At 54.5% G+C, this 24,882-nt stretch carries 24 protein-coding genes and 1 tRNA gene; 9 read left to right on the top strand and 16 right to left on the bottom strand.

From position 1 onward, the window contains the following. Positions 1-32 precede the first annotated feature (32 nt). Positions 33-1,505, bottom strand: a complete 1,473-nt coding sequence (locus tag LUQ43_RS10885; RefSeq protein WP_299967474.1) for a DHH family phosphoesterase — start codon at positions 1,503-1,505, stop codon at positions 33-35. A gap of 101 nt (positions 1,506-1,606) precedes the next feature. On the opposite strand from LUQ43_RS10885, the gene LUQ43_RS10880 reads away from it, so the two are divergent. Then, positions 1,607-1,680, top strand: a tRNA-Lys gene (locus LUQ43_RS10880). Positions 1,681-2,063: 383 nt separating this feature from the next. Here LUQ43_RS10880 and LUQ43_RS10875 read toward each other — a convergent pair. Then, the gene (locus LUQ43_RS10875; RefSeq protein ID WP_299967471.1) at positions 2,064-2,438 is read right to left on the bottom strand and encodes a hypothetical protein; all 375 of its coding nucleotides are present in this window, start codon (positions 2,436-2,438) and stop codon (positions 2,064-2,066) included. A gap of 65 nt (positions 2,439-2,503) precedes the next feature. Here LUQ43_RS10875 and LUQ43_RS10870 point away from each other — a divergent pair, with 65 nt between their 5' ends. From LUQ43_RS10870 to LUQ43_RS10855, 4 genes are all read left to right on the top strand, one after another. Further along, complete coding sequence (locus LUQ43_RS10870) at positions 2,504-2,959, top strand: hypothetical protein (RefSeq protein WP_299967468.1); 456 nt, start codon at positions 2,504-2,506, stop codon at positions 2,957-2,959. Positions 2,960-3,345: 386 nt separating this feature from the next. Continuing rightward, the gene (locus tag LUQ43_RS10865; RefSeq protein ID WP_299967465.1) at positions 3,346-5,490 is read left to right on the top strand and encodes a PAS domain-containing sensor histidine kinase; all 2,145 of its coding nucleotides are present in this window, start codon (positions 3,346-3,348) and stop codon (positions 5,488-5,490) included. Positions 5,491-5,723: 233 nt separating this feature from the next. Beyond that, positions 5,724-6,008 (top strand): hypothetical protein, encoded by a 285-nt coding sequence (locus LUQ43_RS10860; protein WP_299967464.1) that lies wholly within the window; start codon positions 5,724-5,726, stop codon positions 6,006-6,008. A gap of 296 nt (positions 6,009-6,304) precedes the next feature. Continuing rightward, a complete protein-coding gene (locus LUQ43_RS10855) occupies positions 6,305-9,919 on the top strand; it encodes a PAS domain S-box protein (protein ID WP_299967462.1) in 3,615 nt (1,204 codons plus the stop codon). Between the two features lie 29 nt (positions 9,920-9,948). Here the strand turns inward: LUQ43_RS10855 and LUQ43_RS10850 are convergent, their stop codons facing one another. Then, positions 9,949-10,659 carry a C39 family peptidase gene (locus LUQ43_RS10850; protein WP_299967460.1) on the bottom strand — a complete coding sequence of 237 codons (711 nt, stop codon included), beginning with the start codon at positions 10,657-10,659 and terminating at the stop codon, positions 9,949-9,951. Positions 10,660-10,780: 121 nt separating this feature from the next. Between LUQ43_RS10850 and rbr the strand changes: the two genes are divergently transcribed. Continuing rightward, positions 10,781-11,353 carry a rubrerythrin gene (gene rbr, locus LUQ43_RS10845; RefSeq protein WP_299967458.1) on the top strand — a complete coding sequence of 191 codons (573 nt, stop codon included), beginning with the start codon at positions 10,781-10,783 and terminating at the stop codon, positions 11,351-11,353. 151 nt (positions 11,354-11,504) lie between these two features. Here the strand turns inward: rbr and LUQ43_RS10840 are convergent, their stop codons facing one another. Continuing rightward, a complete protein-coding gene (locus tag LUQ43_RS10840; RefSeq protein WP_299967455.1) occupies positions 11,505-11,951 on the bottom strand; it encodes a HEAT repeat domain-containing protein in 447 nt (148 codons plus the stop codon). A 294-nt stretch (positions 11,952-12,245) separates the two neighbouring features. Here LUQ43_RS10840 and LUQ43_RS10835 point away from each other — a divergent pair, with 294 nt between their 5' ends. Beyond that, on the top strand, positions 12,246-14,150 hold the full coding sequence (locus tag LUQ43_RS10835; protein WP_299967453.1) for a PAS domain S-box protein: 1,905 nt from the start codon (positions 12,246-12,248) through the stop codon (positions 14,148-14,150). On the opposite strand, the gene LUQ43_RS10830 is transcribed toward LUQ43_RS10835, so the two are convergent. From LUQ43_RS10830 to LUQ43_RS10805, 6 genes are all read right to left on the bottom strand, one after another. Then, complete coding sequence (locus LUQ43_RS10830) at positions 14,147-14,413, bottom strand: hypothetical protein (RefSeq protein WP_299967450.1); 267 nt, start codon at positions 14,411-14,413, stop codon at positions 14,147-14,149. The two genes, LUQ43_RS10835 and LUQ43_RS10830, sit on opposite strands and share 4 nt — an antisense overlap. Further along, positions 14,410-14,742, bottom strand: coding sequence for a hypothetical protein (locus LUQ43_RS10825; RefSeq protein WP_299967447.1), 333 nt, complete (start codon positions 14,740-14,742; stop codon positions 14,410-14,412). Before LUQ43_RS10825 ends, LUQ43_RS10830 begins: the two co-directional genes overlap by 4 nt. Next, positions 14,743-15,081 carry a hypothetical protein gene (locus LUQ43_RS10820; RefSeq protein ID WP_299967445.1) on the bottom strand — a complete coding sequence of 113 codons (339 nt, stop codon included), beginning with the start codon at positions 15,079-15,081 and terminating at the stop codon, positions 14,743-14,745. A 191-nt stretch (positions 15,082-15,272) separates the two neighbouring features. After that, a complete protein-coding gene (locus LUQ43_RS10815; RefSeq protein WP_299967442.1) occupies positions 15,273-15,980 on the bottom strand; it encodes a VIT1/CCC1 transporter family protein in 708 nt (235 codons plus the stop codon). A 124-nt stretch (positions 15,981-16,104) separates the two neighbouring features. Beyond that, the gene (rlmH, locus tag LUQ43_RS10810) at positions 16,105-16,584 is read right to left on the bottom strand and encodes a 23S rRNA (pseudouridine(1915)-N(3))-methyltransferase RlmH (RefSeq protein WP_299967439.1); all 480 of its coding nucleotides are present in this window, start codon (positions 16,582-16,584) and stop codon (positions 16,105-16,107) included. Positions 16,585-16,661: 77 nt separating this feature from the next. Continuing rightward, positions 16,662-16,976 (bottom strand): hypothetical protein, encoded by a 315-nt coding sequence (locus tag LUQ43_RS10805; RefSeq protein WP_299967436.1) that lies wholly within the window; start codon positions 16,974-16,976, stop codon positions 16,662-16,664. Between the two features lie 157 nt (positions 16,977-17,133). On the opposite strand from LUQ43_RS10805, the gene LUQ43_RS10800 reads away from it, so the two are divergent. Both LUQ43_RS10800 and LUQ43_RS10795 read left to right on the top strand, forming a co-directional pair. Then, the gene (locus LUQ43_RS10800; protein WP_299967433.1) at positions 17,134-17,619 is read left to right on the top strand and encodes a hypothetical protein; all 486 of its coding nucleotides are present in this window, start codon (positions 17,134-17,136) and stop codon (positions 17,617-17,619) included. 198 nt (positions 17,620-17,817) lie between these two features. Then, positions 17,818-18,408, top strand: a complete 591-nt coding sequence (locus LUQ43_RS10795; RefSeq protein ID WP_299967430.1) for a class I SAM-dependent methyltransferase — start codon at positions 17,818-17,820, stop codon at positions 18,406-18,408. Between the two features lie 111 nt (positions 18,409-18,519). Here LUQ43_RS10795 and LUQ43_RS10790 read toward each other — a convergent pair whose 3' ends face one another. From LUQ43_RS10790 to LUQ43_RS10765, 6 genes are all read right to left on the bottom strand, one after another. Next, positions 18,520-19,734 carry a phosphoglycerate kinase gene (locus LUQ43_RS10790; RefSeq protein ID WP_299967427.1) on the bottom strand — a complete coding sequence of 405 codons (1,215 nt, stop codon included), beginning with the start codon at positions 19,732-19,734 and terminating at the stop codon, positions 18,520-18,522. Positions 19,735-19,756: 22 nt separating this feature from the next. Then, the gene (locus LUQ43_RS10785) at positions 19,757-20,386 is read right to left on the bottom strand and encodes a V-type ATP synthase subunit D (RefSeq protein ID WP_299967425.1); all 630 of its coding nucleotides are present in this window, start codon (positions 20,384-20,386) and stop codon (positions 19,757-19,759) included. A gap of 6 nt (positions 20,387-20,392) precedes the next feature. After that, a complete protein-coding gene (locus LUQ43_RS10780; RefSeq protein ID WP_299967422.1) occupies positions 20,393-21,781 on the bottom strand; it encodes an ATP synthase subunit B in 1,389 nt (462 codons plus the stop codon). Continuing rightward, entirely contained in the window at positions 21,778-23,544 is a 1,767-nt protein-coding gene (locus LUQ43_RS10775; protein WP_299967419.1) for an ATP synthase subunit A, read from the bottom strand. Before LUQ43_RS10775 ends, LUQ43_RS10780 begins: the two co-directional genes overlap by 4 nt. Beyond that, positions 23,535-23,840 carry a V-type ATP synthase subunit F gene (locus LUQ43_RS10770; protein ID WP_299967416.1) on the bottom strand — a complete coding sequence of 102 codons (306 nt, stop codon included), beginning with the start codon at positions 23,838-23,840 and terminating at the stop codon, positions 23,535-23,537. The genes LUQ43_RS10775 and LUQ43_RS10770 overlap by 10 nt, the downstream gene beginning before the upstream one ends. Beyond that, a partial coding sequence (locus LUQ43_RS10765; protein WP_363318515.1) for a V-type ATP synthase subunit C occupies positions 23,841-24,882 on the bottom strand: 1,042 nt, incomplete at its 5' end.

The following is a 24,882-nucleotide window of genomic DNA, read 5'->3' as shown; positions in this document are numbered from 1 at the left end:
ATTACTCGTCCGGCATCCGATAATACGGCCGGTTACGGTCCGCCATTCTTCTTTCCTTCGTTCTCAAGACCGACAAGGTTCTTGAACTTCTGGAGGATCGGCTCGATCACAAACTCAAGGAGCTGTGCCTTGTTCTCCACCCGGGAGAAGTAGTTGAGCGGGAGGCTGGCTGCCCCCATGTTCGGGTGACCGCCCGCATCGCCCATCTCCCCGAAGGCTTCCGAAAGGGCGTTACCCACGTGGAGCCGGATGTCGCGGTTGCGGGCAGAGATGATGATCGCATTGTCCGTGATGCCGTACACGAGCGCCGTGTTCACGCCTTCCAGGGTGATCAGGAGCTCGGCAGCCTGCGGCAGGGCATCGCGGTTCATCACGTACCCCACGTTGGCGAAGAGGTACCCGCTCTGGACCTTCCGCTCGTGGATAGCCTTGCCGATCACGTCAAGGGTCTCCTGCGACATTGAGGGCGACATGATCTTGTCGAGCAGGTCGGCATCGGTCAGCGGCAGGAGGAATCCCGCATAGCTGAGGTCCTGCGGAGTAACATTGCGCTTGAACTCCTTGGTGTCCGTGCGGATACCATAGAGCAGGGCTGTGGCAACCCGCTTGTCGACCGGCACGTCCAGTTCCTGCAGGTACTGGGTCATGATGCTCGCGGTGGCCCCGACACCCGGGCGGATATCGATGAAACTTCCCGGGGACGCGCTGTGCTTGCCCTCCTTGTGGTGGTCGATGATGATGTTGATCTTGGTCTGGGGCGGGATGTCGTTGTTGGCACCCGGGCCCGAACAATCCACCAGTGCAAGGAAATTACAGGACTGGAGCGCCTCGGGAGTCAGGTGCTCCATCTTGATATCGAGCAGGTTGACGAACGTGCGGTTCTCCTGGTGGCCGATATTGCCCTCGTAAAAGATCCGGGTGACCAGGGTCTTGCCGTTTGCCTGTTTTGCGATCTCGGCCAGCGCCATGGCAGAAGAGATCGCATCCGGGTCCGGGTTCTTGTGGGTGATGATGCCAAACGTCCCTTCCCAGCCGGCAATGAGGGTGAAGAGGCGCTGGGATATCCGGCTTGAGTGCTGCTTTCGGATCTGGAGGATGGCTGAGCGGGCCACGACTTCCTGCGGGTAGAGAACGACCTCGGCCCCGGCAGCGGTCAGCTTCTGGCCGTTCACCGGGTCGATGGCCCGGACAACGATCTGGACGGAGGTGTACCGCTTCTTGATGGCAAGAACCGCTGCAAGGTTCGCGTCGCCATCCCCGGTCATGACAAACGCGATCTCGAACTGGGGGAGCCCCGCGAGCATATCAGAGGATGCGATATCGCGCTGGTACGCATCGAACTTCTGGTCGCGGAGGTTCTGGACCCTTGCCTCGTCCCGGTCAACGACCAGCACGCGCTCGTGCTCCTTGGCGAGTTCGAGAATGATGTTGTAACCGTTCGTCCCGCACCCGAAAATACAGTATTTTGCCGGTCCCTGCTGCTCAACCGGGGCTTCCTGTGGCATGTTACAGAAGATGTATCGTTTCACGATATTAAGGAATTCCAACCGCATGCAGCCAAAACATTTATTCGCAATTATCAACCACATTAGTAAGCCCAACAAGCGGGTCTGTAGCTTAGTTCGGCATAGCGGCGGACTCTTAATCCGCAGGTCAAGGGTTCAAATCCCTTCAGGCCCGTTCTTTTGACTGTTTTTGACTCTTGCGCGAGATTATTTCTAATTTCTGTTGGTTTAAACTCGTTATTTCGTATTTCCGTTATGTTTGATCCGACCTTTTTCAAATTCAACGGTATAAACTTGTTAGATTCAGTTGAGAGGATATAGCCTCCATCAGCCTTGTAGATAGATACAGGCTTACAAATGAGTGCACGAATTGAGAAGATCCTTCCCATTATCACCCGAGACGGTTATTCAATCATAGAATTCATTAACGGAAATGGGGGGTATGATACTCCAGAAAAAATCAGGATGATTTATAACGAAATTATTCAGAATCGACTTGGTATGGATTTGTTTATGTCATACTAACCGATCTACTATCTGTTTAATTGCTTCTGGAACTCAATTCGATAAAATTGCTCCCACTATCAAACACGGAAGAGATATCCACATAAAATTGGTGCTTTTTGCACATAATATTAGGAATAATGCTCCTATGAACCCTAAAATGGCCACGACAATAGCAATAGAACCCTGTTTTATAACGGATAATATCGCTGCTATCGTAAAAATTGCACTTGCTAACAATAACCAAGGACGATATTGATCCCACATGGTTGGTGTTTGATTTGATACGGCAGTTTTAGTTGCGTTATTAACCGTATCTCCTATCGTGAATGCAAGGCTTTCAGGATCTATGTTTTGGCCCGTTATCAGATAGATTCCAAAAAACATACCTGATGTAACACCAAATATGAATTCCTTCTTATATCCCATAATAATTTACGAACCTAAAAATATATTGTCTTACCTAATTCTGTATACTCAAGAGAGGGTCTAAAATGGGTTTATCCTTTGCACGAATTAAGATTATTCCCATCAGTCTAGTGATCGCAATATTTGTGCTTGCAGCGGGATGCTCTGATAATTGTTTAAACGGAGAAGACAAAAATATCAATGTATCAGTTGTTGAGAATAGAGATTCTCAAATGAATATGGGGTTAACAAATCACCATAATGTTACGATAAAAATTGTCAACACCAGAGATTCTCCGGCAAAATCTGTTCATGTAGATACAGTATTTTGTAACGATTTTTCCCCCCATTTTCGTAAATGTGAGAATCGATCCTTTAACATAAGAAATATATCTTCAAATGGAGTAGTCCAACAATTTTTTGAATATGATCGAACTGCTATTGAAGATCCAATAGATGGGAAATATCAAATCCAGTATAGGGTTGAGAGTTGTCTTCCTATAACAACAATCAACAATTCAGTTTATATCATTCAGAGGTGAGTGAGACAATTCCCCAACAGTCCATATATCGAGCATACACATTCTCTGGCAAGAACTGTTTATAGGAAGTCCAGTTGATTGAACTCACTCCGTGACTCATGATAAAATTCTTATTTGCATCATTGAAACCGATTTCATCTGACTTCTGTTCAAAGAATTTTCTTATATCTTTGAGTTGCAAAGACCCATTCGTATGAGTGAGAAAGGCGGGATTCCGTCTTATATAACGGGGCAGGGACATCGGCCCGATTATCCCGGAAAAGACGATAGTGCGATCCATGGTGCAGAGTAATTCCGGATCTTCACGACGCCCTCCGCGATACTATTTTTAATCCGGCACACCTAAGCAGAGCGTAAGAACTCCCGTATGAGCAGATGGTCCCTTCATGATCTCCCCCATCATCACCCGGCTGCGTGAACACCCGAGAGCCACGCAATTCCTTATTTTCCTGACGTTTGTCATTGCCCTTGCAGCAAACCTTTACGGGCTGGCTGCCGGGATATCCATCATCTTCCCGCACCTGTTCTATATCCCGATCATCCTCGCGGCATTCTTCTATCCCCGGTGGGGGGTTCCTGCTGCGGTTACCCTCTGTGCACTCTACCTGCTGATGGTGGCCGGTGTACAGGCTGGTACAGGCCCGGATCTCCTTCCTGCGGCGGCCCGCTGTGTCGTGTACCTCATCGTCGCGGTCGTTGTCACCTGGCTCTCGGGCAGGGTCGATGCCCAGAAGAACGAACTGGTGACGGCAAAAGAGGAGTGGGAGAACACCTTCAATGCGGTCCCTGACCTGATCGCTCTCATCGGGAAAGAGCACAACATCATCAGGGTCAACAAGGCCATGGCAGACACCCTGGGAATAACCCCGGAGACGGCGGTCGGCCTGAAATGTTACGAGGTTGTCCACCACACAACGTCCCATCCCCCATTCTGCCCCCACGCATTGCTTATGAAAGACGGGCAGGAACATTCCGCCGAAGTACATGAGGATACTCTTGGCGGGGACTTCCTCGTGACGACAAACCCGTTGTATGATCCCGGGGGAAACCTTATCGGGAGCGTCCATGTGGCACGGGACATCTCCAAGCGCAAGAAGGCTGAACGGGAGCTTCGGGAGAGCGAGCAGAAGTACCGGTCGCTGGTAGAGACTTCGTTCGATGGTATTGCAATCCACCAGAAGGGCATTCTCGTCTATGTCAACCAGACTGCTGCCCGGATCCTGGGTTCCGAAGATCCCTCGCTCTTTCTCGGGAGATCCGCACTTGACATGGTTGCACCAGCGTTCCGGGAACGGACCGCAGAACGGGTACAGCAGGCACCCGATAAGGCCCTTGAGCTGGTTCGTGAGCAGTTCCTCAAGCTGGACGGGACCCCGATCGATGTCGATGTAACGACTGTTCCCAGCATCTGGGAGGGAAGACCGGCTGCGTATGTGACGTTCCGCGATATCACTGCCCGGGTGCAGGCAGAGGCCGCTCTCCGCGAGAGCGAGGAACGGTACCGGACCATCCTCGAGAACCTCCAGGATGTGTATTTCCGGTTCGATCAGGACAGCCGTCTGGTCATGATGAGCCCTTCCGCTGCACGCACATTCGGGTGTAATACCGTTTCAGAGATACTGGGCAGTCCGGCCACATCGCTCTGGAAGAACCCGGAAGAACGGTCACAGATGATCGAAGCCATGAAACGCCAGGGTGGAAGCGTACAGGACTGGGAGGCGGAGTTCGTGAAAAGGGACGGCACGCCGTTCTGGGTATCGGTGACTGCCCGCCTGCATACCAATCCAGCAGGGGAGTTCCAGGGATCCGAGGGGATCATCCGGGACATATCAGGGCGCAAGAAGACCGATGAGACCCTCAAAACTGCCCTCAATAAACTGAACATGCTCTCCTCCATCACGCGGCACGATATCCTGAACCAGATCATGGGTCTCCGGACGTTCCTCGAACTCTCCAAAGAGGACCTCAAAGGGACAAAATACGAAGCATTCATCGACAAGGAAGAACAGGCAGCAGAAGCAATCCAGCGGCAGATCGAGTTCACGAAATATTACCAGGACATCGGGGTCAATGCCCCAAAGTGGCAGGAGGCAGGATTGGTCATCCGGGAGGCAAAGACACAGCTCAACACCCGGTCGATCGATGTCCAGGTTGCGGTACCGGGTGTTGAGATCTTTGCAGATCCCTTGATCGTCAAGGTGTTCTTCAATCTCATGGAGAACTCCCTCCGCCATGGTGAACGGGTCACGACAATGTCATTCTCTTCTCTCGAATCGGATGCGGGGCTGGTCATTACCTACAGGGATAACGGCGTGGGCATATCGACAGATGAAAAGACGAAGCTCTTCCGGAAAGGGTTCGGGAAGAACACCGGCCTCGGCCTCTTCCTCTCCCGCGAGATCCTCGCCATCACCGGCATCACGATAACAGAAAACGGAATGCCGGGTGAGGGGGTGCAATTCGAGATCATCGTACCCGAAGAGGGATACCGGTTCACGACGGGTAAAAAAAGATCGAGTGACCAGCGATAACCAATGCCAACCGGGCGGTTTCTTTTCATCGAGCTCAGTTCCGCGATCTCTCTTTACCGGATTGTGCGGGAAGGGCATACCCCCGCTGCCAGATTCTCTCGTCATAATGCGTATATCCTGAAATGTCCGACTGGATTCTCTTATCATGCTGCCCCTCTCACCTGGTGGTTCCCGGGCGGGGAGATCACCGGGTTTTTTTATACATGAGACGTTGATATCCCTACATGGTTCAGATGACAACAACACAGGATCCCCTTCGTCTTGCAGCAGCAGTGATCCTCGGCATTGTTACAGGATCTATCCTCTTCTTCATTGTCGCACTCCTGATCGGCACATTCAATGATATTGCCCGTACGAATATCTCGATCACAACGAACGTGGCGGAAAATATCTTCAGCCTGGTCCTGCTCGTAGTCCTGATCGTTGTCTGCGTTGCAGGGTTCTGGTGGAAGGTTACAACAACACCGCCGTCGGAACAAAAACCTGAAACGGGACCGGAGACCGAGCAGGAAGACTGATCCCGTTCCTTCTCTTTTCAGGGGCCGGGGTGTGAGCATGGATAATCTGACAATTTCTGAAATGACTGTCAGGGTCGGATCTTACCGGTTCCCGGCTATGAACCCGTGAAACCTTTCTTCCGGATCACGTGTCCCATGGGCATGCAGCCACGATCGTGATAAAACCCTGTTGCTCACCGCACAAGACGATGACGTGAAGCCCGGCTTGTCAGTATGTAGGCACGTAACATTGAAATTTGATGCAGTCAATTCCTTTCATTAAACTTCTTGCTGGTCGCCCTGCCCAGGAGCATGTGATGCTTTCCCTCCTCTATGTCGACGATGAACCGGGACTCCTTGAACTGGGAAAAATCTTCCTGGAGAAGACGGGGGATTTTTGTGTCACACCGGTTCCGTCGGGAAAAGCGGGGCTTGCCGAACTTGCAGAGCACAAGTTCGATGCCATTGTCTCTGATTATCAGATGCCAGGGATGGATGGGATAGAATTTTTAAAAAGGGTGCGGGGATCCTTTGGCAATATCCCGTTCATCCTCTTCACCGGCCGGGGGCGTGAGGAGGTCGTTATCGAAGCGATCAACAACGGGGCTGACTTCTACCTCCAGAAAGGCGGCGATCCCAAGGCACAGTTCGCCGAACTTGTCCACAAGATCCGGCAGGCGGTCAGCAGGAGACAGGCCGAGATTGCACTCCTGGATTCCGAGCAGCGTCTTACCGATCTCATCAACTTCCTCCCGGATGCTACTTTTGCCATTGATTCGGACGGGAGGGTGATTGCATGGAACCGGGCAATCGAGGCAATGACCGGCATAGCAGCTGCAGATATGCTCGGGAAAGGAGATTATGAATATGCCCTGCCGTTCTACGGGAGTCGGCGCCCGGCTCTTGTTGACATGATTCTGGAACCGGATGGAAATATGGACACGGTCTATTCCCCCGTCCTGCGCGAGGGACACGCCATCTCTGCCGAAACCGATCTCTCCCTTCCCAAGGTGGGATCGATTCACGTCCTTGCAAAGGCCAGCCCATTCTATAGCCGTGAGGGAAAGATCACCGGCGCAATTGAATCGATCCGGGACATCACTGAACAGAAAATACGTGAGAAAGAACTCCGGGCCGCCAACGAACAGCTTGCCGCATCGGAGGAGGAACTCCGGGAACAATACAATGACCTGGCAGACAGCGAGCGGCGGGTCCGGGAGAGCGAGATACGCCTCACGTACATGATCGGGTTCTATGAACGGGCCCGGAACAGCGAGAAAGAACTCCTCGATTATGCTGTTGAGGGGGCGGGAATCGTTACCGGCAGCCCTCTCTGCTACCTTGCATTCCTCAATGATGACGAGAGCGAACTCGCCATGTACGCCTGGTCAGCGTCTGCCATGGCCGAATGCTCAATGCGGGACAAGCCGCTCGTGTATAAAACAGAAAAGACCGGTCTCTGGGGAGAAGCCGTCCGGCAGCGCCAGGCAGTCATCACCAACAACTATGAGGCACCGGACCCGGTGAAGAAGGGATACCCGGAAGGCCATCCCCGGATTCTCCGGCACATGAACGTGCCGGTCTTCGACAACGGTCACATTGTCCTCGTGGCCGGTGTGGCAAACAAACCCACGGATTACACCGATCAGGATGCTCATGAAATTCTTCTCCTGATGCAGGGGCTCTGGACGATTATTACGCAGAAACGTTCCGAAGAGACGAGACTGGAGAGCGAGAAGAAGTACCGGAACATCATCGAAAATGCCCCGATCGGCATGTATTTCTATACCCTCAAACCGGATGGTGCGCTGGTCTTTGCCGGTTCAAACCCCGGTGCGGATGCAATACTCGGCGTAAAACATGAGAGCCTTATCGGTGAAACGTTCGAAGCCGCATTTCCCGATCTGGCCGCCACGGACATTCCCGTAAACTACCGCAGGGTTGCCGCAGAGGGCGGGAGCTGGCAGACCGATACCATTCGCTACGACAACAAGAAGATCCATGGCGCCTACTCCGTAACGGCATTCCAGACCTCTCCCGGTACAATGGTTGCGATGTTTTCTGATATTACTGCCCGCAAGCAGGCAGAGACCGAACTCATAGCCGCGTACCACCAGGTCACCGCGGCCGATGAGGAACTTCGTCGCCGCCAGCAGCAGCTGGAAGAGATCACCTCAACGGTCCCGGGAGTTGTATACCAGTTTTATGTCCGGCCTGATGGCAGTATGGGGATGTATTACGCGAACGGGCAGGCAGGAAAGATCCTTGGCTGGGAGATGAGCGGGGATACTGAAGGCTCATTCCGGGCGTTTGTGAACCGCATCCATCCAGACGACCGATCCCGGTTCATGGATTCGATTCATGAATCTGTGAAATCCACGACACCGTGGGAGTTCACCGGGAGATTCCTCAAACCCTCCGGGGAGACCCTCTGGATCCGGGCCATATCGAGCCCGGTCAGGCACGGCAACGAACTGGTCTTTTCCGGGGTGATCATGGATATCAGCGACCGGGTTTCTATCGAGGCTGCACTCAGGGAGAGCGAGGAACTCTACCGGGTCCTGGCAGATTATGCCTTTGATGGTGTGCTTATCCAGGACTTCACCGGCAGGATCCTGTACGTGAATCCCAGTATCCTGCGCATGCTCAACGTTTCCGATTCGAAACAGATCATCGGAAACCGGGTGCTTGATTTTATCCAGTCGGAATTCCAGGAAACGGTAATCCAGGACCTGCAGAATGTCTATGCCGGCAAAGGCGGGAATATCCAGAGATACCGGGTGAATACCTCAGAGAAGGGCGAGATCTGGGTCGAATCGGTGGGAACCAGGATACAGTACCAAGGCCAGGATGCAAATATCGTGGCCCTCCGGGATATAACGGAGCAGAAACGGATGGAGGATGCGCTCCAGGGGTCAGAGACAAAATACCGGTTGCTGGTGGAGAATACCCATGATATCATCTATACGATAAATGCTCAGGGAATCCTGACATTCGTCTCACCGAGCTGGACGCTGTTTCTCGGGCACAACCCTGGCGATGTGGCCGGCAGATCGTTCCAGGACTTTGTTCATCCTGCCGATATCCCCGCGTGCAGGGCATTTCTCGCGAAAGTCGTTGCAACCGGCGAGCGACAGTCGGGTATCGAGTACCGGGTCCTCCATGCTGACGGATCTATCCGGATCCATACCTCGACCATCTCCCCTGTTATCGATGATACGAAGCAGGTGCTCTCGTACGTGGGGAACGCACGTGATGTTACCGAGATGAAACGGTTCCAGAACGCGATCCGGGAGAGCAGCCGTAAACTGAACCTCCTCACCAGTATCACGCGGCATGATGTCGCCAACCAGCTTGCGGTCGTGCAGGGATACACGCAGCTTGCCGCACTCAGGAAACCCGACCCAATCATTGCGGACTTCCTCGATAAGATCTCCTCCGCGGTTGACACGATCCAGCATCAGTTCGACTTTGCCAGGGCTTATCAGGACATGGGAGCACAGGCACCGGCATGGTTCCGGGTTGGCGATGTGATCGCGGATGCCAGGCCCCCGCTGCTCACCCTTGACTGCACCTGCAATTCCTGTGAGATCTTTGCAGACCCGATGATCAACAAGGTGTTCTTCAACCTCTATGACAATGCGATGAGGTACGGGAAGAGCGTGACAACCATCACGGTCAGGTGCAAAGAGGCAGGCAATGAACTGGTTATCACGTTTGCCGATAACGGGGTCGGGATCCCGCTTAACGAGAAACAGAAGATCTTCGAGAAAGGATTCGGCCAGCATACGGGGTTCGGGCTCTTCCTTGCACGGGAGATCCTTGCCATCACGGGAATATCGATCCGTGAAGTGGGGTACCATGGCAAGGGCGCCATTTTCGAGATCTCCGTGCCGAAAGGTGCATACCGGGCTGTTGCCAGGTCAGCCTGAACGTGCGGCTGATCACAGGTAAAAAAAGATCAGGCCGGGACCGCGACCACATAGGCACGGTTCTGCATATGTTCCGGGAAGTAATGGGCATCGAACCACATTGCATCGAACTCCCCGTAGTTTGCGTACGTTATTCCGTCCACTCGGTCATCGTGGCTGTCAACGGAATCTGCACAGATGATTACATCGTCCCAGACCGTCTCCGTGCCCCGGGTGTCGTAGCCGACGACCACAACCCAGTGGCCTCCCCAGTCGATCCATTCTACCATCGTGGGAATGCCGGCCTTCAGATTATCCCGCAACATCTGCCCGGACCCGCCCGTGCCCCATGTGGCGTTCCAGCCGTTCCGGTTGAACCAGGATGCGATCTGTTCCGGGTTCGTACCATTCGCTGAGGTCCCCATCTCCCGTGCTATCCGCGCCTCATCGGCATCGGTATTGTTGGCAGGCATGCCGTAATAGGAGAGCACGGTCATGGCCGCAACCGGGCCGCAGGTATAATTGGACACCTGCTGCCGGAAACTTTTGAGCGGAATGACCGTCAGGTGGTCGTTGGATTTCAGGGTATCGAAATCGATGCCGGTATAATACCTGGGTTCGGGCAGGGGAGTGTCCAGTGCGTAGGTGATATTGCCGGAACCTGGTCGGGGTGTGCTGATTGCGTACTGTGCTATACCAAGCAATGCGAAGGCCACAATGATGAGGAGAATCGCAAGTATTGCCGGACCGGGACGCTTCATGAGGATCTACCTTTGTGAGTCTTAGGACGCTGCCCGTTATCAAGGATACGGATCCGGAACCCGCCGGGATTGACCGCTGGGTATATCCCTCCTGAAAAAAAGAACACTCACAAGAGTGATCATGAAGTTCAAAGGAAGCAAGACGGAACAGAACCTGCTTGCCGCGTTCGCCGGTGAGTCGCAGGCACGGAACCGGTACAGTTTCTTTGCAAGCATTGCACGGAAAGAAGGTTACGAGCAGATCGCGGCAGTCTTCGAGGACACTGCGGCAAACGAGCGGGAGCACGCGAAGCTCTTCTTTGCGCAGCTCAAGGGAGGCGAGGTAACGATCACGGCAGGCTACCCGGCCGGGGTCATCGGGACCACGAAAGAGAACCTTGCGGCAGCAGCTGCGGGCGAGCAGATGGAGTGGGGCACACTCTACCCGGATTTTGCAGCCACCGCAAAGAAAGAAGGATTCAAGGAGATCGCCCGTCTCTTTGAGAAGATTGCCGAAGTAGAAGCTAACCACGAAGCACGGTACACGAAACTGTATGAGAACCTGGTGAACAAGACCGTCTTCAAATCCGAGATGCCGACAAAATGGCACTGCCGGAACTGCGGATATGTCCACGAGGGCAAGAACGCACCGGTGAAGTGCCCGGCCTGCGATCACCCGCAGGCATACTTCGAACTGTGGATAGAGAATTACTGATCCTTTTTTTATCGCGGGGGTGCAATCCCGGTCTCCTGTATTCTGGAGGTGGGATTTCCTTATTCAGCCGGTGTATCCGGAGAGTATGGCAGGGGCATATCCGCCCCGGACTCCCCGTGCAGGACGACAGAGGCAGGACATCTCCCGCCCCTCACAAGCTCCCGGTACTGCGGAGAAGTCCGCCAGCAAACGACCGGAGCGATGCATCCTCATATTCGTCTGCAACAAACTCACGGAGTCCCCGGAGGGCTCCGGTGCTCCGGATGGCAGACAACGCAACAGCTGCCTGTTCGCGGGTTACTCTCCTCTCTCCGGCGTCCCTCAACCGGCCGATCAGGCTGTCCACCGGGCGGCCGCTCTTCAGCAGTCCAAGCGCAGTTGTTGCGGACAACCTGACCTCCGGGTCTGCATCGTCAAGCAGGTCCATCAGGGGACGGACCGCACGGGGATCGTCACTCTTCCCAAGAGCCGTGACCGCACGCAGCCGCTCCCCGGTATCTGCCTTGGTCTGGGCTGCAGATACCAGATCATAGACTCCCCCGCTGCGGGGCAGGGCATTGAACCATTCGCCATTCTCGTTTTCAACGCTTGTATTCATGTAATCCACCGTAATTATCACAAAGTTCACGAAACATTACTGACTTCCTGCCGGAGTATCGGAAGAGACCGAACCTAGCAGATGAAGAAAAGCATCCGCTTACCACAAGCGGACCGTACCCGAGTTGCCCTTATTTCCCTGCATGGAACTGAAAGGTACATTAGCCTAATATAATGTAATCAGATTATAAATAATTAATTGATAAACCCGTCACAGGGTTCTTCTGCGACGGGAACGCCGGCGCCTTCCGGAAAAGGATAAAGGTATTATCTCTCCTGCACGTACTGTCTGTTGATGCTCCACGTCCTGTATATTGACGATGAATCCGATCTCCTTGAGATCTGTAAACTGTATCTCGAGGTGAGCGGGGAGTATACCATCGATACCGTTACATCAGCAACGGCAGGGCTGGAACTGCTGAAAAAAACATCCTACGATGTTGTTGTCTGCGATTACCAGATGCCGGGGATGGATGGCATCACCCTGTTGAAGACCCTCCGCGCTCAGGGTAACGACCTGCCTTTTATCCTGTTTACCGGGCGGGGCAGGGAGGAAGTCGTGATCCAGGCCCTCAACAACGGGGCTGATTTCTATATCCAGAAAGGCGGCGATCCCGAGGCGCTCTTTATCGAGCTGGCACATATCATCCAGCAGCTTGTCGGCAGGAGAAAGGCCGATGAGCAGCTCCGGAAGACGAATATCTACCTGACGAACCTGATCACGCATGCTCCCAACCCGATTGTTACCTGGGATGTCAACTCGAAGATCACCCGATTCAACCAGGCATTTGAAAAACTGACCGGTTTTTCCGAGACGAACGTGCTGGGACATGATTTTGATGTTCTTTTCCCGGAGGATTCCCGGGCGAGCTCGCTTGACCTCGTGGTCAGGGCGCTCTTCGGAGAGAAATGGGAGGCTGTTGAGATTCCCATCCGTACGATCCACGGGGAGGTCCGGACGGTGATCTGGAACTCGGCCAACATCTATGATACCGATGGGATAACACCCGTTGCAACCATTGCCATGGGATCGGACATCACCGAACGGAAAAAAGCGGAGGCCCGGCTCAATGTCGCATACGAAGAACTGGCTGCAACGGAAGAAGAACTCCGCCAGCAGTACGAGCAGCTGGGGGAGCAGGAGAAGGTACTCCGGAAAAACAAGGAACGGTTGAACAGTATTGTCCGGACAGCACCTACCGGTATCGCCGTGCTCCGGGATCGGATCATGACGGAGCTGAACGACCGGTTCTGTACGATGACCGGGTATTCCCGACAGGAACTGGAAGGAAAGGATCTCCGCATAATCTGGCCTGAGGCTGGCGGATACCTGCCGGAAGGAGAGATGGATCCGGGAGCTGCCGGAGAGAGACAGAATGGAGGTGCGGAAGCGCGGTGGCAGAAGAAAGACGGTACGGTCATCACGGTTATTCTCAGTTCAACGCCGCTCAATCCCCAGGATCCTTCCCTGGGGGCGACCCTGACAGCCCTCGACATCACCTCCCGCGTGATGGCAGATGAGGCGCTCCGCACCGCAAACAGGAAACTCGGTCTCCTCACCAGCATCACCCGCCACGATATCCTGAACAAGATCAGCATCATTGACAGTAACCTTGCCCTGATCCGACGTAAGGGCATCTCTCTGGATATCAGTGGATATATCGAGAAAATCGGGACCGCAAGCAGGGAAATACAGTCGCAGATTGAGTTTGGCCGCATTTACCAGAACCTCGGGAACACCGCGTCCCGCTGGCAGGATATTGCATCCATCCTTCCTGTAACCATGGTGCCAGATTCGGTCCGGTTCCACGCGGATATCGATGATTTCGAGGTATATGCGGACCCTATGCTGGAGAAGGTGTTTTTCAATCTCTTTGATAATTCCCTCCGGCATGGCGGGGGCGTGCACGAAATCCGTGTGACACACCGTGAATCAGGTACCGGACTCATTATCCTGTGGGAAGATGACGGTGTGGGAATCGGGGCTGACGAGAAAGAGCGGATCTTCGAACGAGGGTACGGCAAGAACACCGGTCTTGGCCTGTTTTTAGTCCGGGAGATCCTCGCCATTACAGGAATCGGGATCCGTGAGACCGGGATACCCGGGGCAGGGGCACGATTTGAACTGGTTGTCCCAAAAGGGGGTTACCGGATCCGCAGACATACCCCCGCAGACGACCGGAAACCACGGGTATCTTAACTCACGACAGCCTGTGCGGTTTTATCACGTTCTTCAGAGGAGAGTTCTTTGATCTGCATGGTCAGGGATCGTGCAAACTCATCACCGGCAAAGATGCTGAGCGGTTCAAAGAGATCGTCTGCGAGGAGGGGAAGTGTTTCTGCGGTGATGCCATCCGGCGTGATCCCCAGTTTCTTGCACTTGATCCGGAGTGCGGACTGTGCAAGGGCATGGCCGACCTTTGGTTCGAGAATTCCCATGATGCGGTCAATATATCCCGTCATGGTTTATCCTCCTCAAACAAGTGCAGCAGGGTATATCCGGCATACATGAAGGCGCCAGAAGCTGCAATATATCCAACGGACTGGAACCATCTGAGGGAATACTCTTTCGTGAATCCGAATTCTGTCCCGTCAGCATAAATCCTGAGCCAGCCGGCAACAAAGGCAAAGAGAGCAAACAGGATCAGGGAATCGATGAATACCCGGATCTTCTCCGAATAATACCTCCGGGTAAAAACATAACATCCCAGTACCACAAGGAAAATGAGCGGGGCTATAATTTTCAGGATAAGGACGAGGGGGCTGGTGGTGTAATCGAGGAGATCGATCATTTATTTCCCCCCCTTGAGCCCGAATGCTTCTGCAATCTCTGATAGTTTCGTATAGACCAGCCAGGCAACAAGGAGACTGACCAGGGCAAAGAGGATAGCACCGGTGCTCTCGATCCATTTGAACTGTACCAGGAAATCACCCAGGAAACGGGCGGAGGCACCAATACATGCTGCAATACCCCCGCACGTCAGAGCCCCGACTATGATCTTCAGGTTCCCCCCGTACTTCTTCCAGGCCTGGTAAAAATACCAGGTCCCGATGGCAAACATGATGATGACGAGGAACTTTAACAGCGGATTGAGGATGCTGGTTTTATATGAAAGGATCTCGATGACCACAGGTGCGCCTAGTGACTACATTTGTGGGAGCAAATAAAAGAATATCGTTTGGCTCTCCCCGGAAAGACCAGTTCTCTCCCGGCCATGCAGGTATGCCGGATCCGGAACGGTCCGGAACCTGGTGAATCCCGTCAGTTCATGCTCCGGGACCTGAACGAAAAAAGAATGGGAGGAATTCTCCCCGGTTATCTTCAGCTGAACAGCATGCCGAAGATAACACCGGCGATACCTGCCGCAGTCGCGATCGCCATGGTCTCCAGCACGGTCCGGAAGACCGGGCGCTGGCCGAGCCGGGCACGACCAAGACCGAGGAGGAACAGGATTGTTGCCGTACCTGCGATACAGGCAATCTTTGCCTGTTCAAGGGGCAGAAATGCAAAGGGGATCACCGGGATCATGGCCGCGATGAAGTCTGCAATTCCCATCCAGCAGGCATGGATATAGATCGGGATCTTCTGTGCCGGGGCCTCTTCCTCATTGCACACGGCATCCTCAAACTTCTGAATGGCGAGCGGGTTCTTCTGGAAATCCGCACGAATCCCGTCAAGGCTCGCTGCACTCAGGCCGGTGCCCTGGAGATCGCTGATCAGCTTGTTCACTGCACCATCGGGATCGCATCTGATCTCGGCTTCCCGCTGCTTTGACTCGACCCGGGCCGTGTCCTGCTCGGATTCAAGATCGAGGAAGACACCGGCCATCATCGATACCGTTGCCGCAACGGCCGCTGTGGCCCCGGCAAGGAAAACAATGTTACCTGACTGGGCACTGGCCACCATACCGGCAACCAGCCCGAAAATTGAGACCGTGCCATCGGACATGCCAAATACAATCTCTCCGGAAGAGTCCCGGAACGATTCTTTTAACCGGCTCATGAGAGACGGGGCACAATCCCCGCTCATGACCGGTTCACCTTTACCTGGATCAGAGTCATGCCACTACTATGTGAGGTGTGAAAATAAGAAATGAACTGGTCAGGGGAAGGGTAAGGAACAAATGTGCGGGAACCGCGACGATCCCCGGGAGCTATTTATGATACGGCTCCCCGCTCTTGATCCGGAATGCCCGGTAGATCTGCTCCATGATGAGGAACCGGGCAATCGGATGAGTGAAGGTCATGCGCGAGAGGGAGAGCCGTAGATCACTCCGGGCGAGTACGGCAGGCGCGAGGCCCAGGTCTCCCCCGATAAGAAACGCAATCTGGTTCCGGCCATCCATCTCCCAGCGTGACAGGGCCTCGGCAAGGGCAATACTCGACCAGTCCTTCCCCTGAATGTCAAGGGCAATCACGAACGAGCCGTCTGGAATGGCAGAAAGGATCCGTTCCCCTTCCTTTTCCATGGCAATACGTCCTCCAGGAGAAGACGAAGAGGCGGGGCGTTTCTCCTCCGGGATCTCAATGACCTGCACTTTCGCATATGAGCGGAGACGTTTTTCATATTCCGCGATCCCGTCCTGCAGGAACTTTTCCTTGATCCTGCCGACAGCAATAATCCGTATCTGCATGGTAAGCACCAGATTTCCAGGATTTGTCCATATGACAGGCTAAAGGGGGGCTAAAAGAAGAGATGGAAGTATGTTACCTATGAATTACCCTTGGAATCTTTTGGTTCAATTTTCTGGTTGGATAACACATCCAGCAGGACTTCTTTCATCATGTTTTTCATGAGTTCCCGACCCTCATCTGATGACATGTAGTCCTTGAACAGCTCCCTGAACTGTCCCATATCGTGGTGATTATCGACGAAGGCTAATAAAGCTTGCGTGATGCAGTCGGAGACCGTAGAGAACTTCTTTTCCTCGTAAACGAGTTTATTGACCTTCTCATAGATATTGGGGGGCATTTTATACGAGATCGCAACGCGTTCCCCGCGGGTCGCCGGTATTTTTTCTGCCATTCCCTAGAAACTAGGGTAAAATACTATAAATAGGCTATTAATTGCCCCGAATATTCTTTAAGTAATACAAAATTTTCAAACGTATTCTTTAGGTAATTCATATGGAGTACTTTTTATAGCGCGGCGATTAAAGGGAGAATATCGTGAGGTGAGCGTCATGAACGAAATACTTTTGTTACTCCTGCCGGTTGTCGGGGTGTTTGCAGTAGGGTGCAGCATTGCACTCATTGCCCTGGGCAGGATGATCGACCGGTTCCCGGCAGGTGACGAATCGAAACGCGAACACAGCCTTTCCAGTCCTGTTGAATCCACCCGGATCGCAGTGGTTATCTTCTGGGTGCTGTTCATCGTCGGCATCTGGGGCTTTATGCAGGAGACACGCTTCGGCCTGATCCTTGGCATCACCACGCTCTTTGCCATCTGCCTGTTCATGTTCACGGCACTCGGGTTCTCGTTTGCTGTGCTTTCCACCATGCGGGCACGGAGGAACAGGGCAGAAATTCCGGTTCTGCAGGTCGGCACAGCTGATGAGATCGTCACCATCTCCCAGCGAGTATCAGAGCCGACATCTGTCGTGAAGCGGAAGCGGCAGGAGAACTTCCTTACCGGCATCATGATGGACACGATGCTGAAAAAAGATTGATAGTCTCCACCATTCTTTTTTTACTGCCCGGGGGCATCAACCACGGGCAATATCCTGCCGATCTATAGGGTGACGGGTTCAGGATCGGAGCCGATGAGAAGGATACGATGTTTGGTTTCGGACGAACCGGCCAGTACCTTTTCAGGAGTTCGTTTATCCAGGAGAACAGTTATCCCCACACTTTTCCAACAGGTCTCTATGGCATCAGGTAGAGAATCCAACCCCCATCACCACCACGAGGTCTTCTCCGCAAAGAATGCCGCTCACCTCGACACGCCCCTCCGCCGCATGATCTATCGCCCCGAACGGCTCGCGGAGCGGTACGTGAAATACGGGGACCGGGTGCTCGACTTTGGCTGTGGGCCGGGTTTTTTCTCCCGCGAGTTTGCACAGCGCGTCGGTGAGATCGGGCAGGTCTGGTCTGTCGATCTCCAGGAAGAGATGCTCGACATCCTCAAAAAAAAGCTGGAGCCTGAAGAGCTGATGTCGCGTATCAGGACGCACCAGTGCAAGCCGGACTCCATCGGCCTGCCAAACGAGCTGCACGGGACCTTCGATGCCGTGTTCACCATCTTTGTTGTACACGAAGTACCGGATCCGGAAAAGCTGTTCCGGGAACTATTCACCCTCATGAAGCCGGGCGGGACATACATTTACACCGAGCCCCCGTTCATTGTCTCCGGCAGGGAGTTTCGGGAGAACCTTGCGCTGGCGGAGGAGGCCGGGTTCCGGCAGGTGGACCGGTTCTGGTACTTTGTGAACCGGGCGGCAGTGCTGAGAAAGGAGTAGTGCCCGTATCGTTTACAGCAAAGTCAGATGGATCCGGTTCCGCATTTCAACCGGGATCACGATCGCAATGATCATCTTTTCGGTAAACATCCTGAAAAAAAGATGAGATAATTATCCAAAGATCTTTTTTGACTGCTCGAGTGCATCGACCGCGGGCAGTTTCTTGCCGGTCAAAAACTCGATGCAGGCCCCGCCACCGGTGGAGATGTGGGTGAACTCATTCTCAATACCCAGTTTCTCGATGACGGCTGCCGTATGCCCGCCACCGACAACCGAGAATTCAACCTTTGCAGCGGCCCGGAGGAGTTCGAAGGTGCCGGTGGCAAAGTCGGCATCCTCAAAGACACCGGCCGGGCCATTGAAGACAACAGTCCCTGCCTTTTTGAGATCCTGAACCATCGAGGCAAGCGCATCCATGCCAAGATCGAGCACCGGCGCATCTTCGGGAATCTTACCAACTGCGTATTCAACGCGGCGGTTATCCTGCCGGACGGCAACGGACTCCGGCATCACGACGCGGTCGCGGTGGCGGGAGAGGATCTCTTTTGCCTTCTCGATCTCCGGCTGGTACTTGAGATGGGCAATCAGCTGCGCAGAGGGTTTGCCGATATTATACCCGGCCGCGATCAGGAAGACATTCGCCACAACGCCGATGACGATGACCTGGTCGGCGATGCCATTGTCCAGCACGTGCCGGGCAACGTCGATGGAATCATCCACCTTCGTGCCGCCGAGCACCATGCAGACAGGACGGGGAGCGCCGGAGAAGACTTTTGAGAGCGTTGAGACCTCCTTTTCCATAAGGAGACCTCCTGCTGACCTCATCGCAAGAGGCAGGCCGACAACGGTTGGCTGCGACCGGTGGGCAGTACCAAACGCGTCGTTGACAAACACGTCCCCCATGGACGAGAGTTTCCGGATAAGATGGATCTTCTTCGCTTCTTCAGGCTTGAGCGTCAGGTTCTCCTCTGCATTGAACCGGACATTCTCCAGCATCACCACCTCACCGATCTTCATCGCGTTCACCGTCTCGCGGGCATGGCGCCCGAAGATGCTGTCAACGTACGTAACCGGCTTACCCAGCAGCTGTTCAAGTTTCTCTGCATGGGCCTCAAGCGTGGTGAAATCCTTCTTTCCGGGCCTGCTCTGGTGGGTGATGATCACGACCCGGCTGGATTCCAGGGCACGGATGGTCGGGAGGTGTTCCCTGAAGCGCTTGTCATCGAGAATAAGGTTGGACGTGGGATCGATGGGGGAATTGAGGTCAAGCCGGAGGAGAACTGTCTTTCCCTCAGCGCCCAGGTCCTTGATCGTTCCAATCGGCATCGATACACCTTTTTTTAAAAAATTATGCGGTATTCCGGGATTTGGTTCTCTTCATCCGGAAGAGCTCTTCGCGTTCCATTTCATCGAGACGCATCTTGATGAAGTCCCGGGCTTCCGTGAGTTCCGGGATCACCTTGAACTCCAGCGCGTTAACACGGCGCTTGGTCTTCTCGATCTCATCGAGCAGGCGTTTCATCGTGGTCTCGATCTCGGCACTCATGATGATCGCTTCGACAAGCTCCTCAAATGATGAGGCAGTCTCGTCGATGACGGTGGATGTCCCGAGGACACCATAGCCACGATCAGCGAGCGTCTTTCTGACTTTCGAAGACTCGATCTGGGGCACGACGACACCCATGATGTTCTTGCTCTTTAAGGTGATCTGGGGCACTTCCTTGACGGAGAATGCCGCTGATTTCACCCCGATTGCGCCTTCAACCGTGTTCGCGAGCGCCATCATCTCGGCGGCGCGGTCATATTTCACGAGGAGTTCGCCTTTGCAGTCCTTTGCATTGGCAAGCACCTTGAAAAATTCCATGATCAGTCCATCGCGCTTCATCTTGAGGATCTTATAGCCGCGCTCGGAGAGCTTGATCTTCCTTTTCAGGTCGATCAGTTCCGAACGGGTTGGCTTGATATCGCGCAGCGCCATGGATGATTACTCCTTCTTTGCACCGGCTTTGATCTTGGGGTGGTACTTGTTGATCAGCTCACGGTCGATACGGGTCAGCTGCTCAACCGGCAGCGTCGAGAGGATATCCCATCCGATGTTCAGGGTGTCCTCGATGGTGCGGTCCTCGTCATATCCCTGGCGGACAAAGCGGTTCTCGAAGAGATCCGCGAACTCCAGGAGCAGGCGGTCGCGCTCGGAGAGGGCGTCCTTACCCACGATGGCCACGAGGCCGCGGAGGTCATTGCCTTCTGCGTATCCTGCGTACATCTGGTCGGAGACCTTCTTGTGGTCCTCACGCGTTTTCCCCTTGCCGATACCGAGGTTCATCAGACGGGACAGCGAGGGCAGCACGTTGATGGGCGGGTAGATACCTTTGCGGTGCAGTTCACGGCTGACCACGATCTGGCCTTCGGTAATGTAACCGGTCAGGTCAGGGATCGGGTGGGTGATATCGTCACCGGGCATGGTCAGGATCGGGATCTGGGTAACAGAACCCTTCAGTCCTTTGATCATACCGGCACGCTCGTAGAGCGAGGCGAGATCCGTGTACATGTACCCCGGGTAGCCACGGCGACCGGGCACCTCTTCACGGGCTGCACCGATCTGGCGGAGCGCTTCACAATAGTTGGTCATATCCGTCAGGATAACCAGCACGTGCATACCGAGCTCGAAGGCAAGGTATTCTGCAGTGGTGAGGGCGAGACGGGGCGTGATGATACGCTCGACCGCCGGGTCATCCGCAAGGTTGAGGAAGACAACGGCACGCTCGAGAGCACCGGTGCGCTCGAAATCGGCCATGAAGTAGTTCGCTTCTTCCTTGGTGATACCCATGGCAGCGAAGACCACGGCGAAATTCTCGGTCGAGCCGGGCACCTTTGCCTGGCGGGCAATCTGGAGCGCAACATTGTTGTGCGGCAGACCTGCTGCCGAGAAGATCGGGAGCTTCTGGCCACGGACAAGGGTGTTGGTCCCGTCGATGGTCGAGATACCGGTCTGGATGAAATCCGCCGGCATACCCCGGGCATACGGGTTGATTGCAGCACCGGTGATGTCGAGGCGTTTCTCCGGAACAATCTCCGGGCCGCCGTCGATGGGCTTACCGCCACCGGACAGGATACGGCCGAGCATCTCCTTGCCAACCGGCATCTTGATGGTCTCTCCGGTGAACCGGACGCCGCTGTCCTTACCAATACCGGTTGTGGTCTCGAAGATCTGGACAACGACCAGTTCATCGCTCGTATCCAGTACCTGGCCACGCTTGATCGTGCCATCGGCAAGGACCACGTTTACGAGTTCCTGGTACGCGATAGGTTCGGTCTTCTCTACGAAGACGAGCGGACCGGCAATCTTGTTGATCGTCCTGTATTCCTTCATGCTGCCGACCTCAGTGTGTTGAACTCAGCGTCCATATCCTTCTCGATCTTCGCGAGTTCGGGCTTGTAGTCCTTGATGAACTTGATCTGGGGCAGTTCGTTCTTCGACTTGACCGAAAGGATCTGCGCAGGGCTGACACCAGCGAGCTGTGCCGCATAGGCATAGTCTGCGAAGAGCTTGATCGCCTTCATCATGTCGTACTGTTTCTTCATGTCACAGAACGTGTCGACTGCGTCGTATGCGTTCTGCTGGAGGAAGATCTCACGGATCATACGGGCAACTTCGATGGTCACCTGCTCTGACTCAGGCAGCGCATCGGAACCGACGAGCTGCACGATCTCCTGGAGTTCTGCCTCTTTCTGGAGGACTTCCATGGCCCAGGACCGGGTCTTGTTCCAGTCGGGTGCGACTTCACGGTCATAGTAGTCGTGAAGGGCATCGAGATACAGGGAGTAGGAGTTCAGCCAGTTGATGGCCGGGAAGTGCCGGCGCTGGGAGAGCTTTGCATCCAGTGCCCAGAAGACCTTGACGATACGCAGGGTGTTCTGGGTGACCGGCTCCGAGAAGTCGCCACCAGGTGGTGAGACTGCACCGATAACCGAGACCGAACCGGATTTTCCGTTCAGGGTCTCGACAAGACCCGCACGCTCGTAGAACTCCGAGAGCCGGGCTGCGAGGTATGCCGGGTATCCTTCTTCACCAGGCATCTCTTCAAGACGGCTTGAGATCTCACGCATGGCTTCTGCCCAGCGGGAGGTCGAGTCTGCCATCAGCGAGACATCGTATCCCATATCACGGAAGTATTCCGCGATGGTGATACCGGTGTACACCGATGCTTCACGGGCTGCCACCGGCATGTTGGAGGTGTTTGCAATGAGCACCGTCCGCTCCATCAAGGGCTTTCCGGACTTCGGGTCCTCAAGACTCGGGAACTCCGTAAGAACTTCCGTCATCTCGTTGCCGCGTTCTCCGCAGCCGATGTAGACCACGATCTCAGCATCCGACCACTTGGCCAGCTGCTGCTGGGTAACGGTCTTGCCGCTCCCGAACGGGCCGGGAATTGCGGCAGTGCCTCCTTTCGCGATCGGGAAGAGACCGTCGAGAATCCGCTGACCGGTGATCAGGGGGATTGTCGGGTTCTTCTTCTCACGCACGGGGCGGGGGACACGGACCGGCCAGCGCTGGATCATCGGGTACTCGCGCCCGTCGTCGAGAACATAGATGATCTCGTCGATGGTGAAGTCACCGCTCTTGATGGTCTTGACAACGCCTGCCTTTGCATTGGGTGGGAGCATGATCTTGTGGACGATGTTCGTTTCCTGAACTTCGCCGAGGATCGCACCCGGTTCAACCTTGTCGCCGGCCTTAACGAGCGGCTTGAAGGTCCACTTCTTGTCATGGGAAAGTCCTGGTGCCGTGACACCACGCTGGATGAAGTTGCCCATCTTGTTGACGAGCACTTCCAGCGGGCGCTGGATACCATCGTAGATACTGGTCAGGAGACCCGGGCCGAGTTCCACGGAGAGCGAGAGACCGGTATTCGTGACCGGTTCGCCCGGGCGGATACCCGTTGTATCCTCGTATACCTGGATGATGACATTATCACCCTGGATCTTGATGACTTCTCCCATCAGCTGTTCTTTGCCGACCTTCACCACATCGTACATGTGGGCATCAAGGTTGACTGCCGTAACGACAGGGCCGGCGATCCTCTTCAGGACCCCTTGTTTCTGTTCTTGTGCTTGTTTGCCTTTTACTTCCACAGATCAACACCCACCGATCTCTTGATTCTCTCCCGCATGGACAGCCCGCCCTCTTCCTCGCCGCCGATCGCAATCACGGTCGGCTTGACGGAATTTTCAAGCGTTGCGCGGAGCCTTCTTGGGATCTTATCCATGTCACTGCTGTTGAGCACGAGGATCCCGACTTCGCTGTCCTGCAGCACCGTAGTGATGTGCTCGTTCAGTTTCTCTTCGTTCTCTGCTGCGTAGGTCTTGCGGATGCCTGCGAGCCGGAACCCGAGAATGAACTCACTGTTGCCGATTACTGCGATCTCCATTTACATCACCAGGTATTCCGCGATCTTCTCGGATGGCAGCTTCGACTCCTTGCCGCGGGCGAGCGCCCGCAGGTTGAAGACCTCGTACTTCTTCTTCTCGAGATAGACGAGGACCGGGTGAACCGAGAACGGGTTGCGCTTGCTCATCTTCTCCATCTGCTCGAGCTGCACGCGGGTCAGCCTGACCTCGATATCGTGCATGGCCTTCTTGCCTTTCATCTCGTCAAGCAGCGTGTGGAGTGAGTCGTTTCTGACATTTGCCTTGAGCTGGTCGATGAATTCGTTCAGATCCCTGATGGCATGCAGGCTCGAAAAATCCACGACCGAGAGGGTTCCCCCGGCAATGAACATGTCCCGCACGTCATCGGCCTGTGCATCCGCACGGAGCCGGAAGAGGGTCTTCACGTTCTTGATATCGATCTCCAGCTGGATGTAGGACAAAAACGATGCCCCGCCCTTGATCCCGGCCTTTGCATCGCCGAGGATCTCCGCGTAGAACTGCTTGTACAGTTCGTTCTCCATACGGGAGAAGGACCCGGTCTCCTTGGCATCGGGGTATTCCCGTGCAAGCACCGCATACATCCGGTGATCTTTTAAGAGTTCGATAATCCGGTCATTGCTGTCCTCGGCAAGCAGCCGGTCCAGCACAACCTTGTCCAGGCTGCCGGCGGGGATCAGGATCTCCTTGATCTTGCCCGACTTCTCACCCTGCACCTTGCCGCGGAGAATCGTTAAGACATTCTGGATGTCCCAGCGGCGGAGGTATGCCTGGGTAAAGCTTTTGAGCGTGCCCGGGGTGATCTCCTGGATCTTCTGGTATTCCTTGGCCAGGTTCCAGCTCAGGGCGACTTCCATGAGGTCCATGCCCTTGAAGGTCGTCCCGAGTTCGTCGATTTCCTGCTTGTATTCGGTCTCCTCAATGATACGGGTGATCTCGGCAACGCTCATGTTGAGCATCCGCATGTACTCCTCCTTGGGGAGGAGTTTTGCCTTCCGCACCCGCATCCTGGTGCACACATAGATGTACGGTGCTGAAATATTC

The sequence above is a fragment of the Methanoregula sp. genome (assembly GCF_028679125.1).
In the GTDB taxonomy this organism is placed as follows: Archaea; Halobacteriota; Methanomicrobia; order Methanomicrobiales; family Methanospirillaceae; genus Methanoregula.
The sequence above is the reverse complement of the archived record's forward strand: the minus strand, read 5'-3'. Positions and strand labels throughout refer to the sequence as shown.

What these genes read in the sequence shown, in the direction of transcription:
- rbr (WP_299967458.1), top strand. Translation starts at nt 10,781, where the DNA reads ATGAAGTTCAAAGGAAGCAAGACGGAACAGAACCTGCTTGCCGCGTTC.
- LUQ43_RS10790 (WP_299967427.1), bottom strand. Translation starts at nt 19,734, where the DNA reads ATGCCGATTGGAACGATCAAGGACCTGGGCGCTGAGGGAAAGACAGTT.
- LUQ43_RS10860 (WP_299967464.1), top strand. Translation starts at nt 5,724, where the DNA reads ATGACAACAACACAGGATCCCCTTCGTCTTGCAGCAGCAGTGATCCTC.
- LUQ43_RS10785 (WP_299967425.1), bottom strand. Translation starts at nt 20,386, where the DNA reads ATGGCGCTGCGCGATATCAAGCCAACCCGTTCGGAACTGATCGACCTG.
- LUQ43_RS10830 (WP_299967450.1), bottom strand. Translation starts at nt 14,413, where the DNA reads ATGACGGGATATATTGACCGCATCATGGGAATTCTCGAACCAAAGGTC.
- LUQ43_RS10840 (WP_299967455.1), bottom strand. Translation starts at nt 11,951, where the DNA reads ATGAATACAAGCGTTGAAAACGAGAATGGCGAATGGTTCAATGCCCTG.
- LUQ43_RS10885 (WP_299967474.1), bottom strand. Translation starts at nt 1,505, where the DNA reads ATGCCACAGGAAGCCCCGGTTGAGCAGCAGGGACCGGCAAAATACTGT.
- LUQ43_RS10770 (WP_299967416.1), bottom strand. Translation starts at nt 23,840, where the DNA reads ATGGAGATCGCAGTAATCGGCAACAGTGAGTTCATTCTCGGGTTCCGG.
- LUQ43_RS10800 (WP_299967433.1), top strand. Translation starts at nt 17,134, where the DNA reads ATGAACGAAATACTTTTGTTACTCCTGCCGGTTGTCGGGGTGTTTGCA.
- LUQ43_RS10780 (WP_299967422.1), bottom strand. Translation starts at nt 21,781, where the DNA reads ATGAAGGAATACAGGACGATCAACAAGATTGCCGGTCCGCTCGTCTTC.
- LUQ43_RS10835 (WP_299967453.1), top strand. Translation starts at nt 12,246, where the DNA reads ATGCTCCACGTCCTGTATATTGACGATGAATCCGATCTCCTTGAGATC.
- LUQ43_RS10870 (WP_299967468.1), top strand. Translation starts at nt 2,504, where the DNA reads ATGGGTTTATCCTTTGCACGAATTAAGATTATTCCCATCAGTCTAGTG.
- LUQ43_RS10855 (WP_299967462.1), top strand. Translation starts at nt 6,305, where the DNA reads ATGCTTTCCCTCCTCTATGTCGACGATGAACCGGGACTCCTTGAACTG.
- rlmH (WP_299967439.1), bottom strand. Translation starts at nt 16,584, where the DNA reads ATGCAGATACGGATTATTGCTGTCGGCAGGATCAAGGAAAAGTTCCTG.
- LUQ43_RS10815 (WP_299967442.1), bottom strand. Translation starts at nt 15,980, where the DNA reads ATGAGCGGGGATTGTGCCCCGTCTCTCATGAGCCGGTTAAAAGAATCG.
- LUQ43_RS10865 (WP_299967465.1), top strand. Translation starts at nt 3,346, where the DNA reads ATGATCTCCCCCATCATCACCCGGCTGCGTGAACACCCGAGAGCCACG.
- LUQ43_RS10875 (WP_299967471.1), bottom strand. Translation starts at nt 2,438, where the DNA reads ATGGGATATAAGAAGGAATTCATATTTGGTGTTACATCAGGTATGTTT.
- LUQ43_RS10795 (WP_299967430.1), top strand. Translation starts at nt 17,818, where the DNA reads ATGGCATCAGGTAGAGAATCCAACCCCCATCACCACCACGAGGTCTTC.
- LUQ43_RS10850 (WP_299967460.1), bottom strand. Translation starts at nt 10,659, where the DNA reads ATGAAGCGTCCCGGTCCGGCAATACTTGCGATTCTCCTCATCATTGTG.
- LUQ43_RS10805 (WP_299967436.1), bottom strand. Translation starts at nt 16,976, where the DNA reads ATGGCAGAAAAAATACCGGCGACCCGCGGGGAACGCGTTGCGATCTCG.
- LUQ43_RS10825 (WP_299967447.1), bottom strand. Translation starts at nt 14,742, where the DNA reads ATGATCGATCTCCTCGATTACACCACCAGCCCCCTCGTCCTTATCCTG.